This is a genomic window from Exiguobacterium sp. B2(2022), assembly GCF_028823655.1.
Classification (GTDB): domain Bacteria; phylum Bacillota; class Bacilli; order Exiguobacteriales; family Exiguobacteriaceae; genus Exiguobacterium; species Exiguobacterium aestuarii_A.
Genome location: NZ_JAPEHX010000010.1, coordinates 31,748 through 48,965 on the forward strand (window position 1 = coordinate 31,748; position 17,218 = coordinate 48,965).

A 17,218-nucleotide genomic window follows, 5' to 3' on the forward strand; every position below is an offset into this window, starting at 1 on the left:
GGGATTTTTTTATTTGGGTTAGGGAACATCGATACAGTAGGTCAAAACGTGACTTACAACGGTCAGTCATACTTAAGGGAGGCAATCACATGGGGAACAAGAAAGAAGAGCAGTTAAAACAACATACGATTGATAACGAACAACAAGCAGGCTTGACGACGAACCAAGGATTGAAGATGGCGGAAGATGAATTCTCACTGAAGGCAGGGCGTCGCGGTCCGACCTTGATTGAAGATTTTCATTTCCGGGAGAAGATGACCCACTTTGACCATGAGCGGATTCCAGAACGGATTGTCCACGCTCGCGGCGTTGGGGCACACGGAGAGTTTCACGTATATGAACCGCTCGCCGAGATCACAAAAGCTGATTTCTTGAACGATCCTTCGAAGACAACACCGGTATTTGTCCGTTTCTCGACCGTCCAAGGCTCGCGTGGGTCTGCGGATACAGTCCGTGACGTACGCGGTTTTGCGACGAAGTTTTATACAGACGAAGGGAACTACGACCTAGTCGGAAACAACATCCCTGTCTTCTTTATTCAGGATGCCATCAAATTCCCAGACCTTGTCCATGCTGTAAAACCTGAACCGCATACGGAAGTGCCGCAAGGGGGAAGCGCGCACGATACGTTCTGGGACTTCGTCGGACAAAACCATGAGACCGCTCATATGGTCATGTGGGCGATGAGTGACCGGGGAATTCCACGTAGTCTACGCATGATGGAAGGTTTCGGGGTCCATACGTTCCGTCTCGTGAATGCGGAAGGAAAGGCACATTTCGTCAAATTCCATTGGAAACCGAAGCTCGGTGTCCATTCACAAGTATGGGACGAAGCTCAAAAAGCAGTCGGGAAAAATGCGGACTTCCACCGTGTCGATTTGTATGAAGCCATCAACAAAGGCGATTATCCGGAATGGGAGCTCGGACTCCAACTCATCCCTGAAGAAGATGAGTTCAACTATGACTTCGACATTTTAGACCCGACTAAACTGTGGCCTGAGGAAGAAATCCCTGTGAAACTTGTCGGGAAGATGACACTTAACCGAAACGTCGATAACTTCTTCGCTGAAACCGAGCAAGTCGCCTTCCATCCGGGACACCTCGTTCCAGGAATCGATTTCTCGAACGACCCGCTCTTACAAGGGCGCTTATTCTCTTATACAGATACGCAACTCTCGCGTCTCGGTGGACCAAACTTCCATCAGATTCCGATCAACAAACCCGTTTGTCCGTTCCACAACAATCAGCGTGACGGCATGCATCAAATGGCCGTCCACAAAGGACAGACGAGTTATCATAAAAATGCGCTCAATAACAATCAGCCTGAGCCCGTACCAGCTGACCAAGGCGGATTTGAGCATTATCAAGAGAAAGTCGATGGACATAAGATTCGAGGACGCAGCGACAGCTTCCTAGACTTCTATTCACAGGCGAAACTCTTCTATAACAGCATGACCGATGTCGAAAAGCAGCACATTCAAGACGCCTGCAGCTTCGAGCTCGGGAAATGTGAGTCGGATATGGTGAAAGAGAACGCCGTCGATTTATTAAATCGGATCGATCGCCATCTCGCCGAGGTCGTCGCTGACAATTTAGGCGTGCAAGTACCTGAAGAAAACAATGAAGTCCAGTCAGACAAGACGTCCCCTGCCCTCTCGATGGCGAACACGATCAAAAAACCAGACACGAAGAGCGTCGCCCTTCTCCTCGCCGGTGACGTGGATGCGCATCAAGTGAAGCAATGGGTGAAGCAACTCGCCGACCACAACGTCAACTATAGTCTCGTCGGTAAGAAAGCCTATATGCTCGGTGACTTGAAAGTAAAAGAGACGTACGACACGGTCGACTCGAGCCTCTTCGACGCCGCCTTCTTGGTGAGTGCCGCAACCTCGGTCGAAGATGATGTCCTCGAGTTCATCGAGAACACGTATAAGCACTATAAACCGCTCGCCCTGCACGTGCATCATCAAGAAGCACTCGCAACATGTCGTGTGAAGACAGACCAGCCTGGCGTCTTCACGTTTAACGAGCATAACCTCGATGGATTCGATACATTCATCGACGGAATCGCAACCGCCCGCTTTTGGGACCGCGCTTAACGATATCACTCGACTCGATTCACGAGTCGAGTTTTTCTATTTGCTCCATGAACTCATGGAATGCATCATCTCAGACAATCCTGTGTTGATTTGGTATACTCTTTTAGTTATGTTTATTAACTATTCGAATTTGAAGAAAAGGAGGCGTCGTGTTCGATGCAACAACCTATCCAAAAACTGTGGACGAGAGACTTTTTAATTATCTCGCTCATCAACTTCTTCCTGACGCTCATCTTTTTCTTATTGATGGTCACCATCGGGGTACATGCCGTCGAGTCGTACGGGGCGACGACGAGTCAAGCAGGACTCGTCACCGGCATCTTTATCATCGGAACGTTGACCGGACGATTGTTCATCGGTCGACTCATCGATTCGATCGGCCGGAAAAAGACGCTTTATATCGGGCTCGTCTTTTTCACCGCCACCATCTTGTTGTACTTCGTCCATTGGGGCGTCGGGTTCTTATTGCTCACTCGTTTCGTACACGGTCTCGGGATGGGATTATCGAGTACCGCAACCGGAACAATCGTGGCACAGGTCATTCCTGCGACACGAAAAGGTGAAGGGATTGGCTACTACAGTATGAGCTCTACCTTGGCGACAGCCATCGGGCCATTCGTTGGGTTGCTCCTTAGCCAATATACGAGCTTCACCGTCATTTTCGGGCTTTGTTTCGTGATCGGACTGATCAGTTTGGCGAGTACGTTTTTCGTGAATGTACCAGAAGTAGACGCACCGGAAGTCGTTCGTGGTTTCTCATTGAAATCATTCGTTGAACCGAAGGCGTTACCGATTGCACTCATCATCGGGATGGCCGCGCTCAGCTACTCGAGCGTCTTGTCCTATATTAACTTTTACGCAAGTGAACTCGATTTGATTGAAGCGGCGAGTATCTTCTTCCTCGTCTACTCCGTCGCCGTCCTGTTGTCTCGTCCAATCACAGGGAAGTTGATGGACGCGCGTGGGGCTAATGTGGTCATGTATCCAGCAATCGCGATTTTCGCCGTCGGTCTTCTCGTGCTCAGTCAAGCGAATAGCGGCTGGATGCTGTTACTCGCAGGTGCTCTAATCGGGCTCGGGTTTGGAAATATCCAGTCGGGTACACAAGCGATTGCCGTCAAGGCTTCCCCACCCCACCGGATGGGTATGGCTACTTCGACGTTCTTCATCGCACTTGATGCAGGTCTCGGGTTTGGTCCATATTTCATCGGTCTACTCATTCCGTTGACTGGATTTTCGACATTATACTTGATGCTTTCCGGCGTCGTTCTCTTTACCATTTTCTTGTATTACCTCATGAATGGCCGAAGCGAACAAAAACAACTAAAAGAGGCTGCCTGACAGGATGTGATTGCATCCTGTCTTTTTTTGAAAGTTCACACATTTTATCGAAGGATACGTTAAGATAAAAATGACGTGTAAAAAATAGAATGTACGAAATGAGGGAGACGAGATGAAAGCTGACCAAACACTTCAATACAACGCATCGATTTTATTACGGACGTTCGATAAAATTTCAGACTATGTGTTCTTTATGGAAGTCGATGGTTCAGCTTATCGATACGTCTTTGTGAATGAACCTGCAAAACGCGCGATCAACTGGTCGGACGCAGATGTCGGAAAACAGATTGACGAACTCGTCCCCGCTGAAACGGCCGCGCTCATCACAACATATTACGATGAAGCGATTCGAACGAAAAAAAGTGTCGTCTATGAAGACTATCGTCTTGCTGACTCGTTCTACACAGATACGGTAGAAGCAAATGACGTATTGACGCTCCCCCTTCATTACTTCGAGTCAGAGGTGACTCCTATCTTCAATGACGAGGGAAATTGTACACACATCGTCTCGGTCGTCCGTGAAGTGACGGAACGAAAGCGTCGTGAACTTGAATTGTCCATTTTGAAAGATCATCATGAGTCATTAAGACGTTACTCGCCCCACGGCATTTTTGTGCTTGATCATCATCTGAATATCAAATCGGTCAACCCGGCCGTCACGAGCATCACCGGATATGCCGAGCAGGAGATGCTTCATCAACCGTTCCTTCACTGGCTTCCCGAGGACGAACGCTCTCGTGTACAGAAAGGGTTGCAGTTCACGTTATCCGGCATTCCGCACAAGTATTCGGTTTACGCCACTCATGAGTCTGGGGAACGGCTTGATTTGTCCGTATTGAACATCCCAATCGAAGTCGGTGGCAACATCACCGGATTGTTTGCCATCATCATCGATTTAACGCCTGAGAAGAACGCCGAACGGGCCACAATCGAAAGTGAACGTCGCTATCGCCAACTGATCGAGACGATTCCGGAAGGCATCATCGTCCACCAAGAGGGGAAGATTTTATATGCGAACGCAATGGCGCTCGAAACGATTGGCGAGACTTATCTCGAAAGTGAATCCATCTTCTCTTTTATTGCAGAAGAATATCACCAATCCACTCGAACACGTCTCGCTTCCCTTGAACTAGGTGGACCTGTTCAAGATACGGAGATGGTCGTAGTGACGTCGAGCGGAGACCGCCTCCATATGGACATCAGCAGTCTCCTCATCGACTATGAAGGGCAGACGGCCGTATTGACGATTTTACGTGATGTTACGGAAAAGCGTGAAATGGAACAGGCCTTGAGACAGAGCGAGTTACAATACAGACTGATTACAGAAAACATGAGTGATCTCGTTTGCATATTAGAACGGGACGGAACGGTTCGTTACGCCTCCCCTTCTCATCGTACGGTTCTCGGCTTTGCGGCCGATTACTATGAAGGGAAGAATACGCTCGACTATATTCATCCAGATGACATTCAAATCGTCCGTTCACAATTGAAGGACTTGAAAGAGCAGGACGTCTCGCTGACTCTTGAATTCCGACACTTTCACGCGGACCAACGCTGGATCTGGCTCGAGACAAAAATTCAAGCTATCTATGACGAATCAGGGCATCTTCTGCACTACTTGACGGTCAGCCGAGAAATCATGCAGCGAAAAGCGCTTGAGAAGCGCTTAAAGCACTTGGCATATCACGACACGCTGACTGATTTGCCGAACCGACGCTACTTCCTCGCCTATCTTGAAGAAGCCATCGAAGAGACGAGATATGAGAAAGAGCAATTAGGCGTTCTCGCACTCGATGTCGACCGTTTCAAACAAATCAACGACACGTTCGGCCATGATGTCGGGGATGAGCTTTTGCGGCAATTGGCGCGCCGATTGACGTCGGTACTCCGAAAACAAGATATGGTGGCAAGACTCGGGGGCGATGAATTCGCCGTCCTCATCCGATTCACCGATCCTTCTTCTCTACATCGTGTCGCCGAAAAGATTATCCAAGCGTTACAACGACCTTGGGAAATCGAGCAGCATACATTCATCACAACTTCGAGCGTCGGTGGCGCTCGTTATACAAAAGGATTGTCGACTAAACAGCTGTTGAAACGTGCCGACCTCGCTTTATATGAGGCGAAAGCAGACGGTCGAAACCAATATGTACTCGCAAAGGACCTATGATTATGGTCCTTTTTTCACGTGAAACATATGTAAAACACCTAAATACGAACATTAAACACTAAAAAATCTAAATACATTCATTTTTAGACCATTTTCACAAAGTTTCCCTTTGACTTTGAGAGCTGTTCACGTTATATTACCGAATGGGCGAAGTTTTTTTATAGTTCAAGATGTTAATGTTCGTGAATAGGGGTGCAACTTATGGATAAAGTGTTTGATTATGAAGATATTCAATTAATTCCTGCAAAATGTATTGTCGACAGTCGTTCGGAATGTGACCCGACCGTCGAGCTCGGGGGCTTCACATTCCGTTTACCGGTCGTCCCGGCTAACATGCAAACGATTATTGATGAGAAAGTGGCGCTCATGTTGGCCGAGAACGGTTATTTTTACATCATGCATCGCTTCAATCCTGAGACGCGTCTCGCGTTTATCCAAAACATGCATGAGAAAGGTCTCTATGCCTCAATCAGCGTCGGGGTGAAAGAAGAGGAGTATGCATTTATCGAGATGCTACAGTCGACCGGTCATACACCAGAATTCATTACGATCGATATCGCACATGGACACTCGAACGCGGTCATCCGAATGATTCAACATATCAAGCACCACCTTCCTGGTTCATTCGTCATCGCGGGGAACGTCGGGACGCCAGAGGCCGTTCGTGAATTGGAGCATGCCGGTGCGGATGCAACGAAAGTCGGAATCGGACCAGGGAAAGTATGCATCACGAAAATCAAAACGGGATTCGGCACGGGCGGCTGGCAATTGGCGGCACTACGCTGGTGTGCCAAGGCGGCGACGAAGCCGATCATCGCGGATGGGGGAATCCGTACACATGGGGACATCGCCAAATCGATTCGTTTTGGCGCTTCGATGGTCATGATCGGTTCATTGTTCGCTGGCCATGACGAATCTCCAGGGGAAACGTTTGAACAAGACGGCAAGCAACTAAAAGAGTATTTCGGTTCTGCTTCCGAGTTCCAAAAAGGGGAGCGAAAAAACGTCGAGGGGAAAAAGATGTTTGTCGAACACAAAGGGGCACTACAAGATACATTGACCGAGATGGAGCAAGACCTCCAGTCGGCGATTTCTTACGCGGGTGGCGACAGTCTCGAAGCATTGCGCACGGTAGACTATGTCATGGTGAAAAACTCAATCTTCAATGGGGATAAAGTATATTAAAAAAAGGCGACCTCGTGTCGCCTTTTATAGTTCCTTCATCATCATGTAATAGTCAGATCCAGGTGGGTAGTCCGGTAGCACACCGGCGACCGTATAGCCAAAGCGCTCATAAAATGATTTCGCCTGAAACGAGAACGTCGTCAACTTCACACGCGTCGCACCGAGCGACTTCGCAATCGTCTCCCCTTCTTCAAGCAACCGACTCCCGAGCCGCTGTCCCTGAACGTTCGACTCCACCCATAAACGGTCTAAATCGAACCATCCCCAATACACACTCCCGTACAAGCCAGCAATGACCCGTCCTTCTTGCTCGATTTTCAATTGAACAGCCGGTACGATCGCCTCGCGAATCTCGCGATGATGCGCAGAGTGAACATTATTATAATCACGTAGCTTCCTAGTCAAAAACTGTTGAAATGACTCGTCTTCTTCATGGATTCGTACAATCGTATGCATTAATTCTCCACCGTCCCATTCACAAAAAACGTAATCAGCTCCTGCTCTTCCTCATTCACCTCACGATTGACAAGTGTAGCGTATGAACGAGTGATTTCCTCAGTATTTCCTGGGAAATCATTTGAAATCATGGCGATTCTTCTCAATGCAAGGCAATCTTTTGCGAACGCTTCACGACTTACCATCTCACCGTGCGACCAGACGATCTGTTGTGCATCAAATGTCTCTAGCACATGTAACAACCGGAGTGTCTCCTCTGGTGTCATCCGCCATGTCGGGGCATACAAATTTGCATACAGCGCGTCTCCTAAAAATAAGACGCGTTCTTCCACGACATAGAGAACGACCGAATCTCTTGCATGGTCGCCACCGACATGCCTCAATATGACATGAACCCCGCCAAGGTCAAGCGTCAACGACTCCTGAAACGTCAATGTTGGCAGAACGATTTGAATGTCTCGCGAATCGCCATACTCTTCGCGGATTGCCTGGGCACAAAACTCGATTTCAATCCCTTCAGCGACTCGTTGATTCAATGATGCATCATCCCAAGCGTAAGGGACGAGTTTTTCCATCTCGTGTTTCGTCGCCTCGCTTGCGATCGAGACCACTCCTTCTAAGGCAGGAAGACCGAAGATGTGATCCCAGTGCCAATGTGTCAATGCGACCATCGAAGGCGTACGGAGGCCACGCTCTTGAAGCTGTCCTAAAAAGGTTGAGACATGCGCCACGGAGTTGCCTGCGTCAATGAGTAACGTATGGGTGTCACCAATAACGGCACCAAGAATCGGACGGTCCGTATGCGCAACCGGCGTCATATACCAAAAACGTTCCGAATGTTTGATTAAAGTTTGCATGAACGGCTCGACTCCTCTTCTATCAATTTGGTTAGTTCTTCAAATGAAGAACGCTCATCATTTTGGATTCGGACATGACGAAACGGGATCCGTTCAAGTAATTCGAGTTCAAGTCGCTGTCTGTCTGCCAATACCGCAATCGTCCCCGATACACCGACGAGGTTACGTTTCGATGCATAGGACCCTGTCGTGTAATACTCGACAAACCCCTGTTGCCATTCAATCGGTCGTTCATTATAGACGACTGGAAATATACGGGCAACGTCGTTCAACTCTAAATAAACGATGGTCGGTTCGATTGGTTTTAGAATCGATGAAACCTCTTGAACGTATGTTTCAATCGCCTCTAACGAAACGTCTTGGGCGACCATCCCAATCGTGAACGGATTTTGAAGCAACGCACATTCAAAGATGACGTCATGTTCTTCCTGCTCGAATTTCGTTACATAACGTCGCCATCGTTCGCACATGATTCGTGTGTGGAGTGTAAAGGGCAACTCATAGACATCCGTTCCTACGCGCTCTTCCCCTTCATCGTAACGAACGAGCCATCCGCCTTCAATTTCATCAAGAATCGTACCATGTGAAGGTGGTTCCGTTACCCAGTAGATTTCATGCAGATCGACGGGGTGAGCAGCGTCCACTTCCGAATAGAAGACACCTTCTTTCAACGCACATATCTTTTCAGCAAATGTGGATTTTCCACTTCCCGGCAACCCCTCAATCAACCACAATTTCCCCATACTTAAAACTCCTCATCATATGAATATCCATCGTATTGAAACCATTGGTTGCCACCATTATTCTTCGCAATATACATGGCTGCATCCGCTTGCTGAAGAATCGAATCAATTGTTGAGGTAGATTGGATTGTAGCGACCCCGATACTTACTGTAAGACGGATGGTTTCACCATTTGAAGCGTTTATTCCCTGGGAAATAACGTCGTTCATCTCATTTGAGCCAACAGGTCCATCCTCTTGAACCACAATGAATTCATCAGCTGAAAATCGATATACCTGACCTCCAAACGTTTCCACGAACTCGCTCAATCGTTGTGCGATTTCAATCAACAATTCATCTCCGATTAGGTAACCATATTGATCATTAATCCGTTTGAAGTCGTCTATATCGATTAACAACAATGTGACTGTTTGTGAACGCTGAATCTGTCTATATAGATCAGTCATGAGTGTATATCGATTACAGAGTTTTGTTAGTTGATCTTGTGTCGCAATTCGAATCATTTCGCGTTGTTTCCGCTCTTTCCGAATTCCGTTCTCCAACCATCTTGCAAGCAACCGAATCGTGTCTCCCAACTCTTGAAGCAATTCTTCGTCAAGTTGATCATTTAAATTCCCTTGCTCCGCCAACAAGACGATCCACCCAAACACTTGGTGTTTATGTGTCAAAGGGAAGCTGACAATCGTTGTGAACTCAATTCCATCTACAATCAGTTCTCCTTCTTGAAGAGTTTGTGAACCGACCGTCGTCAGTTGATGGAGGGTGCGTAGCTCTTCTTCCCCCCACATCAGACGAGACACCCCGTTCTCGACCAAGAGACGATGTGAGGGTTCACTTGAGAAGATCACGGCATGCGAGTAACCGACCCATTCCAATAAGATTTCTTGAACTCGTGCCAACTGGTCTTGAAACGGCATACGAAGTGCCGTCGCTTCATACAACGCCTCTACGACTTGTTGGCGTTTGATTTGTCGCCGTGACATTTCTGTATGTTCAATCTCTGCCATGACCCAGTGTGTGAACGACTCGAGCGCATGTAGATTCTCTTCAGTGAATGTTCTCGCCTGGGCATCTACCACACAAAGCGTACCGATGACGTGACCTTGTTTCGTCCGGAGCGGCACCCCGGCATAGAACCCGACTTGTTCGAGCCACATGACGTGACCTTGTTTCGTCCGGAGCGGCACCCCGGCATAGAACCCGACTTGTTCGAGCCACGGACTGTCACTCTCAAATGCTTCAGCTGCCACATCTTCAATCACAATCGGACGTTCCGACGTGACAACTCGCGTACATAGCGTCCACTCCCGCTTAAGATGAGAAGATTCGAGTTCGATCCCGACACACGATTTGAACCATTGCTGGTCCGTCGTCATGATGGAGATGAAGGCAATCGGCATCTGAAACGTTTGTGCGACCAAACGGGAAATCCGATCAAACCGTTCTTCGTGTGGCGTGTTTAAAATCTCCAATCGTAAGATGGCCTTTATTCGCTTTATCTCGCGTTCATCGAGTGAAGGATGAAGTAACTGCGACGGCTGTTCAATTTTTGATAAGACCGCCTGGTGAGAATACAAGATTTCGAGTGCCTCATCTAGGTTTTCGAGCGCCATCGGGCGGCTAAAGAAATAACCTTGAATTTCATCACAGCCGAGCTGACGTAAAATACGATACTGTTCTTCCGTTTCAACGCCCTCAGCTGTCACTTCAAGTTCTAACTTTTTAGCGAGTGACACAATCAGTTTGACGATTTCGTATTCTTTCATCCCATTCTCTTGATCGAGTTGTGCAACGAATGATCGGTCAATCTTGATGCCATCGATTTCAAATAGCTTCAAGTAATTTAAAGAAGAATAACTCACCCCAAAATCATCAATCACCAATCGGAATCCTTGCTGCTTCAACGATTCAACCGTTTTGATGGCTGCGACCGGTTCATGCATAAGTGTGTGCTCCGTCACTTCGAACTCAAACTGCTCCGGCTTCAGGTCATATGACGAAATGATGGTAACCAATTCATTCATGTGATGCTCATGAAACAAATTCGGTGACACATTCACGGCGACACGACGACCTTCGAATTGCTCTGCATGTGCAGATACGTCCTGACAGACTCGATTCATGACGAACTGTGTCACGTCTTCAATAAGCAGTGACTGTTCCGCCACACGAATGAACGTTTCAGGAGAGACGAACCCAAGCACCGGACTATTCCAACGAATGAGCGCCTCAAAATGAATCGACCCATCCATCGACACTTTCGGTTGATACACCATATATAGTTCATCTTGTTTGATTGCTTTCACAAGCTCCGTCTCAATCATAATCTCATCAATATAACGCTGAACATACTCATCATGTTCATATAGATGAATCGTTTGGTTACCGTTCTGACGTGCCTCGAGTAAAGCCGTTGAGGCGTTCATGATGACGCGATCGGCGTCAGCAACTCCCGAACTGATGCCGATACAACTTGATAACGGAAATTCTGCATCGGCCACTTTGTAAGAATGACCCGCGATGACATCAAGTAAATGTTCCGCATACATATAGGCCGTCTTCATCGGGACATGGGGCAAGACCGCGATAAAGTCTTCCCCATCGACCCGACCGATGATGGAACCTTTCGGGAGCGTATTCGCCAATTGACGCGTGATATCTTTAATCAATTCGTTCGAGCGCTCCACCCCTTGGAGCGACATCATCATCTTGAAACGATTGATGTGTAGGCGTATCACACTTGTTTCTTCCGCGCTCTGTCGATCAAACAGTTGATCAAGATCCAATTTGACTTTCATCAAATTCGGCATCCCCGTCAAATAATCCATATGTTCGATACTACGTAACAACTTGATTTCCGCTTCTTCTGACAAATCCGTCGTCAAACTGAGCACATAGCGCACGACACCCGATTCATCTTCGATTGGCACAAGCATAGAGGAGGCGAATCGGGCCGTATTGGATTCGACATTCATTTTTGACATGAAATAGACCGGTTCCCCCGTCTCGACGACCGCATCATAATGTCCAATCAATTCATCTGCCACTTCTGAACGATACATCTCATGTAAATACTGACCTTCCACATCATCAGGAAGCGAGGAAGCGACTTTCCCTTGATCGCTCACATGAACATAAAGATAGCCTTCATCCGTCACTTCCATTAGAAACACCATTCGATACAAGCGTGTGAACAGCTCGAATAGATAATATGGGTCGCCTTTCATCCGTTGCATCGTATACCTCCACCTGTTCCTTTTTCTTATAGTGTAGTTGGTTTCGCTCCGACTAGGGAGAAAACCTTTGAAAAAATGGGAAAACGTTTTTCATTCATACAAAAACACCTCCTCAATCTGAGAAGGTGTCCGTCGAATCAAAGCAACTCGTTCGCTAGTAGGCGATAGACGTTCAAGCGATCTTCTTGCTTATGCTGGATGCTACAAATCATCGCTTCATCGAAACCATAGCGTTCCGATTCATCTCGCAACTGTTCCGCGATTTGTTTTGGCGTCCCCACGAGGTGGATCGCTCGGTTGTTGGCGATATGAATTTTATCGACTTCTGTGAGCGGATAGTCGTGAGCCGCTTCAGGACTTAATAACTGTCTCAACTGTCCGCGCATCAAGAAGAGCCGTGACAAATCAGACGGTCGAGCCAAATATTCGGCCTCTTCTTCCGTCTCTGCTGTCGTGACCAAATACGTGACGCTGATGTCCGGTTTCTCCATAAAATCAGAGGGAGTGAAGTGGTGGCGATACGTATCGAGTGTTTCGGCACTCAGTTCGCCATTGAAAAATTGAGCAAACGAATAACCGAGTCCCATTCGACCGGCTTGCACGGCACTGTTCCCGCTCGATCCGAGTAACCACGCTTCTGGTAGCGTGACGCCTGTCGGGGCTGCCGGCGTGTTCTTATACCACCGCTCTTCCGGTGCTTCATCTTTGATTAATTGAAGCGTCGTATCAAGCTTCTCGTAAAGACCGTCCATCATTGGCTTCTGCCCTTGTGACATCGCATAGATGGCGTTCGCGTCCCCGCCTGGTGCGCGTCCGACACCAAAGTCGATGCGTCCTGGTGCTAGGGCGCTGAGCGTCTTGAACACTTCCGCCATCTTCAGTGGCGAATAGTGCATCATCATGATGCCGCCTGATCCGAGACGAATCTTGTTCGTTTTCGCCGCCAGATAGGCCGCAATCACCTCTGGAGCCGAACTCGCGAATGACATGCCGCCATGGTGCTCAGCCATCCACATCCGGTAATATCCCAACTCCTCTGCGACTTGCGCGAGCTCGACAGCACTCTTCAGCGCATGCTCGCCTGTATGACCAGACGTGACCGGCGCCTGATCTAACACACTCAATCTCATGATGCATTCTCCTATCTCTATAATGAAGTTTCTAAATATCTTGAATTTGTTGGACTCGCCGTCATCATACTAAATGCCTCTATGGAATACGAATGTTTTGCCTAGTGTCCACTTTATATTTTTCAGAAAATTTACGCATTCGGTTGATAGCACCTGGTCATATTTTTTATACTAATAAAGAAATACGTTTTAATTAGGGCTGGATGTGTAATGGGGATACATAGACAGCACAAACACTTCGGGGAAATGGGGAATGCATCATGAATGGTTCATCAACACCAGACGGAAAGAAAACTTCTTTTTCGAGTCGAGACTTTTTTAAGTTCTTGATTCCATCGCTCATCGGCATCATGTTTTTCATCGTACCAATCTCATCAGAAGAAGGCTTTACGATTCCGGTTGCCTTCTTGTCCAATCTATTGATTGAGTGGATTGGCGAGTTCGTCCCGACACTCGCTGTCATCATGATGGGTGTTTCAATTGTCGGGTCCTTGTTGTTATTTACAGTACGTCCAGCTTTTATGGCGGAACGACCGTCCATCAACGCACTCTTTAGCGTGACACCGTTTTGGTTCGTCATGCGCATCATCGGTTTTGTCGCCGGTGTCATGACGCTACTCACACTCGGACCAGAGATGATTACGTCAGAATTTACTGGGGGCTTGTTGCTCTTTGATTTGATTCCAATCTTGTTTGCGACATTCTTTTTTGCAGGTATGTTGTTACCGCTCCTCTTGAACTTTGGACTTCTCGAGTTCGTCGGGACGTTCTTGATGAAAATCATGCGCCCACTCTTCCGCTTGCCAGGGCGCGCCTCACTCGACTCGCTCGCTTCATGGGTCGGGGATGCGACGATTGGGATTCTACTGACGACAAAACAGTATGAGGAAGGCTATTACACGAAACGGGAAGCATCAATCATTGCGACGACCTTCTCCGTCGTCTCCATCACGTTTACTATCGTCGTCTTACAATACGTCGAACTCGATCAATACTTCCTACCATACTACGGAGCGATCGTCTTATCTGGCTTGGTCGCAGCGCTCATCATGCCGCGAATTTATCCACTATCTAAAAAAGCAGATACGGCCTATGAGAAGACAGAGCTCAAACCAGAAGAAGACGTGCCGTCAGACGTTTCACTCGGGAAGTGGGCATTGATACAAGCGCTACAAAAGTCACGTTCGAGCAAAAGCTTCCTAGAGACACTCAAAGACGGCTTCAAAAACGTCCTCGATATGTGGATCGGTGTTCTCCCTGTCGTCATGGCGGTCGGGACGATTGCGGTCGTCATCGCAGAATATACGCCGTTCTTTACCATTATCGGGAAGCCGTTCGAACCAATCCTGATGCTCCTGCAAGTACCTGAGGCATCGGAGGCTGCTCAGACGATGGTCGTCGGTTTCGCCGATATGTTCTTGCCGGCCGTCCTCGGAAGCGGCATCGAGAGCGAGTTGACGCGTTTCGTCATCGCCACACTGTCTGTCACTCAGCTTATCTATATGTCTGAAGTCGGGGGCTTACTGCTCGGTTCAAAACTACCGATCTCATTCCTCGACCTTGTCTTAATCTTCTTGTTACGGACGTTCATCACGCTCCCAATCATCGTCGGAATCGCGCATCTTGTCTTTTAACGAAAACGACGCCCTTTCTCTTTTATGAGATGGGGCGTCCTTTGTATACTAAAAGAAAAAGGAGTGAGACCTAGATGGAGCACCCATTTGCAGGACAACTCGAGGTCGCGAACAACGGATATGCCGGAATCATCGACCCGGAGCTTTACGTGAACGACCGTTATCACGGACGCTGGACATTAAAGCGCTCCGTACAGATTGAAAGCGTGCCCGTCTTGCTCCAACGCCAGTTCGAGAACGGAAAGAACAACTGTACGTTGACATCCATCACCGCGATCTTTCGTTTCTATCGAGACCATGGGTATACGAATATCCCAGATGATGTGACACAGATTCAAGAAGATGTGCGCGAGATTGCCTTCAGGCATCATTTCAAAGATGAGAAAGGGACACCCCCGACTCAAATCGCCACCATCATCACGAAGCTATGGAAGCGATACGGGTATGACGGTCGAGGCAGTTCCCGCTATCTATGGAAATGGTCGACGTTTGAGTGTGAGCTGAAAGCGGGTCGCCCGTTTGTGTTGAATATGGCGAACGGCTTTTATAAAAATCATTCCGTCACGGGAATCGGTTATTTACAGTTTGAAAAACGGGGTTTTCCGGACGTCATCTTGTTGACCGTGCTCGACAACCGTTCAAAAGACATGCGCTATATCGACTTCAATGAATTCAATTTCTGGGGAAGTATCACGCGCGTCCATCCGCCAGCCGCTCGTCCATAATCGTTTCAAGCGCTTGTCCGATTCTTAACAGATGCTCACGCTTGGCATATGACCCGTAATGCAGCCCGTTTAAATCCCGACCATTCCCGAGCCCGACGAACACTTCAGACGGTTTCATATGAAGTCCAATCATCGGGATGCCCGATTCATGGCGTCCAATTTCATAGGTGATGGCAGGATAAGCAGACAGTCTTCCTATTGTTGAAAAACCGCTAAAGGCACGACAGTTGTCTCGTCCGAGCACAATCAACCGTGTCGGTTTGATATATGTAATTGTGCGCTCTAATAACTCGATCGAGGTCGGATGCTCCATCCAGCCGCGTCCGGCCTTCATCTTCCCCATTTGTTCATACGTCGCAAGTTTAAAAAAATCGACGTGGATGACAGAGGCCGGATTGTCATAAAACGTTCGCCCCATCCCGTTCAACAGTGCCTCAAGTTTGGCGCCACCCGGTTTCCCGAACCAGCTCGTCGTTGCGCGACCCGATTCGAAATAGGACGATGCTCGTTCTATCGTTTCTTGCAGCGCCTCTTCATTTCCGAGGTAATCTTCAAACGAGAGCGCGTTCCGCCAATAGAACTTTTGGGCTTTCCCCGTTCTCGGTGTCCCGTCTCGATGTAAAAACTCGCCGCGTGACGGGTTCGTCCCAATAGTCAGCCATTGATTCGGACGAGGACGACCGTACCAAAGGACAGGCGACGCCTCTGGAATCAGTTCTTTCCCGAGCGTTGTATCGCACAGTGCCTGCTGAAATCGGATCGTATCTTGTAACAGTCGTACTGCCTCCATGTCATCCCTCCTCTCTCGTTCGTTTCCCGCTTTCGAGAGTTTTTGAACTACTCCCACCTACGCGTTGCTTAGAGGTGGGAGATTCCTGAGTTATCCTCTCTATCGAGAGAAGCATTATCAGGCTAGCCCCGTCGTCCCGACGGTTGAAGAAGCTAAGATTCGTTCAGCTTCTAATTTCAAATTCATACCTGCGTTAATATCGCGATCATGATGGACTCCGCAATTCGGACACGTCCATTCACGTAAGCGCTTCGTCTTAACGTCTTTGTGTTTGTAGCCGCAGCAAGAACATAGTTGGCTGGAAGCAAAAGTTTTACTAACCTTTACGACTGTCTTGCCGTACCAATCGGCTTTATATTCCAACATTCGATGGAACTCCGACCAGCTTACGTCAGAGATTACTTTGCTCAACTTGCGGTTCTTCTGCATATTCTTAACTTGCAAGGTTTCAATTCCGATGATGTCGTGGTTTTTGACAATCTCGGTCGACACCTTGTGTAAGAAATCATTGCGCTTGTTCGCGATTTTCTCATGAATTCGAGTGACTTTACGTTTCTGCTTTTGATAATTTTTAGCTTCAGATAATTTTACTTTTTTATTTAGAGCGATCAACTGACGTCGAGAAAGCTTGCGTTGCTCTCGGACTAACTTCTTTTCTAGGGATACGAAATAACGGTCGTTCTTATATACGGTTCCGTTTGACAAGATGGCGAAATCTTTTAAACCCACATCCACACCAACTGACGAACCGGTCTTAGGCATCGGCTAGATGCTTGACACTGGTCTGCACAGAGGTACTATCAACTTCTTTTAACCAGTCGAACTGCTGCTTCAACAAAGGGATTTCTTTCG

Annotated in this window: 12 protein-coding genes and 1 pseudogene; 6 read left to right on the forward strand and 7 right to left on the reverse strand. The window is 47.9% G+C overall.

All coding sequences use genetic code 11. The features are described 5' to 3' along the window. Nucleotides 1-89: 89 nt before the first annotated feature. The 4 genes from ON063_RS03295 (at nucleotide 90) to guaC (ending at nucleotide 6,795) form a co-directional block, all read left to right on the forward strand. On the forward strand, nucleotides 90-2,099 hold the full coding sequence (locus tag ON063_RS03295; protein WP_274664226.1) for a catalase: 2,010 nt from the start codon (nucleotides 90-92) through the stop codon (nucleotides 2,097-2,099). 156 nt (nucleotides 2,100-2,255) lie between these two features. Further along, nucleotides 2,256-3,440: an MFS transporter gene (locus ON063_RS03300; protein ID WP_214695632.1), complete on the forward strand. Its 1,185-nt coding sequence runs from the start codon at nucleotides 2,256-2,258 to the stop codon at nucleotides 3,438-3,440. Between the two features lie 112 nt (nucleotides 3,441-3,552). Continuing rightward, complete coding sequence (locus ON063_RS03305) at nucleotides 3,553-5,610, forward strand: PAS domain S-box protein (protein ID WP_274664227.1); 2,058 nt, start codon at nucleotides 3,553-3,555, stop codon at nucleotides 5,608-5,610. Between the two features lie 201 nt (nucleotides 5,611-5,811). Further along, entirely contained in the window at nucleotides 5,812-6,795 is a 984-nt protein-coding gene (gene guaC, locus ON063_RS03310; protein WP_274664228.1) for a GMP reductase, read from the forward strand. Nucleotides 6,796-6,819: 24 nt separating this feature from the next. Here guaC and ON063_RS03315 read toward each other — a convergent pair whose 3' ends face one another. The 5 genes from ON063_RS03315 to ON063_RS03335 form a co-directional block, all read right to left on the reverse strand. Next, nucleotides 6,820-7,251 carry a GNAT family N-acetyltransferase gene (locus tag ON063_RS03315; RefSeq protein WP_274664229.1) on the reverse strand — a complete coding sequence of 144 codons (432 nt, stop codon included), beginning with the start codon at nucleotides 7,249-7,251 and terminating at the stop codon, nucleotides 6,820-6,822. After that, nucleotides 7,251-8,108: an MBL fold metallo-hydrolase gene (locus ON063_RS03320; RefSeq protein WP_274664230.1), complete on the reverse strand. Its 858-nt coding sequence runs from the start codon at nucleotides 8,106-8,108 to the stop codon at nucleotides 7,251-7,253. The genes ON063_RS03315 and ON063_RS03320 overlap by 1 nt, the downstream gene beginning before the upstream one ends. After that, a complete protein-coding gene (locus ON063_RS03325) occupies nucleotides 8,096-8,851 on the reverse strand; it encodes a hypothetical protein (RefSeq protein ID WP_274664231.1) in 756 nt (251 codons plus the stop codon). Before ON063_RS03325 ends, ON063_RS03320 begins: the two co-directional genes overlap by 13 nt. A 2-nt stretch (nucleotides 8,852-8,853) precedes the next feature. Further along, on the reverse strand, nucleotides 8,854-12,087 hold the full coding sequence (locus tag ON063_RS03330) for an EAL domain-containing protein (protein ID WP_274664232.1): 3,234 nt from the start codon (nucleotides 12,085-12,087) through the stop codon (nucleotides 8,854-8,856). Between the two features lie 137 nt (nucleotides 12,088-12,224). Continuing rightward, nucleotides 12,225-13,217, reverse strand: coding sequence for an LLM class flavin-dependent oxidoreductase (locus tag ON063_RS03335; RefSeq protein ID WP_214876050.1), 993 nt, complete (start codon nucleotides 13,215-13,217; stop codon nucleotides 12,225-12,227). Nucleotides 13,218-13,477: 260 nt separating this feature from the next. On the opposite strand from ON063_RS03335, the gene ON063_RS03340 reads away from it, so the two are divergent. Together ON063_RS03340 and ON063_RS03345 are read left to right on the forward strand one after the other, a co-directional pair. Further along, the gene (locus ON063_RS03340; RefSeq protein WP_274664233.1) at nucleotides 13,478-14,851 is read left to right on the forward strand and encodes a YjiH family protein; all 1,374 of its coding nucleotides are present in this window, start codon (nucleotides 13,478-13,480) and stop codon (nucleotides 14,849-14,851) included. Nucleotides 14,852-14,925: 74 nt separating this feature from the next. After that, nucleotides 14,926-15,576, forward strand: a complete 651-nt coding sequence (locus ON063_RS03345; RefSeq protein WP_274664234.1) for a C39 family peptidase — start codon at nucleotides 14,926-14,928, stop codon at nucleotides 15,574-15,576. Here the strand turns inward: ON063_RS03345 and ON063_RS03350 are convergent. Further along, nucleotides 15,542-16,366 (reverse strand): hypothetical protein, encoded by an 825-nt coding sequence (locus tag ON063_RS03350; protein WP_274664235.1) that lies wholly within the window; start codon nucleotides 16,364-16,366, stop codon nucleotides 15,542-15,544. The genes ON063_RS03345 and ON063_RS03350 overlap by 35 nt on opposite strands. 117 nt (nucleotides 16,367-16,483) lie before the next feature. Beyond that, nucleotides 16,484-17,128: pseudogene (locus tag ON063_RS03355) on the reverse strand (RNA-guided endonuclease TnpB family protein); the annotation flags it as partial. Between the last annotated feature and the right edge of the window lie 90 nt (nucleotides 17,129-17,218).

What these genes read in the sequence shown, in the direction of transcription:
- ON063_RS03330 (WP_274664232.1), bottom strand. Translation starts at nt 12,087, where the DNA reads ATGCAACGGATGAAAGGCGACCCATATTATCTATTCGAGCTGTTCACA.
- ON063_RS03300 (WP_214695632.1), top strand. Translation starts at nt 2,256, where the DNA reads ATGCAACAACCTATCCAAAAACTGTGGACGAGAGACTTTTTAATTATC.
- ON063_RS03350 (WP_274664235.1), bottom strand. Translation starts at nt 16,366, where the DNA reads ATGGAGGCAGTACGACTGTTACAAGATACGATCCGATTTCAGCAGGCA.
- ON063_RS03340 (WP_274664233.1), top strand. Translation starts at nt 13,478, where the DNA reads ATGAATGGTTCATCAACACCAGACGGAAAGAAAACTTCTTTTTCGAGT.
- ON063_RS03315 (WP_274664229.1), bottom strand. Translation starts at nt 7,251, where the DNA reads ATGCATACGATTGTACGAATCCATGAAGAAGACGAGTCATTTCAACAG.
- ON063_RS03320 (WP_274664230.1), bottom strand. Translation starts at nt 8,108, where the DNA reads ATGCAAACTTTAATCAAACATTCGGAACGTTTTTGGTATATGACGCCG.
- ON063_RS03345 (WP_274664234.1), top strand. Translation starts at nt 14,926, where the DNA reads ATGGAGCACCCATTTGCAGGACAACTCGAGGTCGCGAACAACGGATAT.
- ON063_RS03335 (WP_214876050.1), bottom strand. Translation starts at nt 13,217, where the DNA reads ATGAGATTGAGTGTGTTAGATCAGGCGCCGGTCACGTCTGGTCATACA.
- guaC (WP_274664228.1), top strand. Translation starts at nt 5,812, where the DNA reads ATGGATAAAGTGTTTGATTATGAAGATATTCAATTAATTCCTGCAAAA.
- ON063_RS03295 (WP_274664226.1), top strand. Translation starts at nt 90, where the DNA reads ATGGGGAACAAGAAAGAAGAGCAGTTAAAACAACATACGATTGATAAC.
- ON063_RS03325 (WP_274664231.1), bottom strand. Translation starts at nt 8,851, where the DNA reads ATGGGGAAATTGTGGTTGATTGAGGGGTTGCCGGGAAGTGGAAAATCC.
- ON063_RS03305 (WP_274664227.1), top strand. Translation starts at nt 3,553, where the DNA reads ATGAAAGCTGACCAAACACTTCAATACAACGCATCGATTTTATTACGG.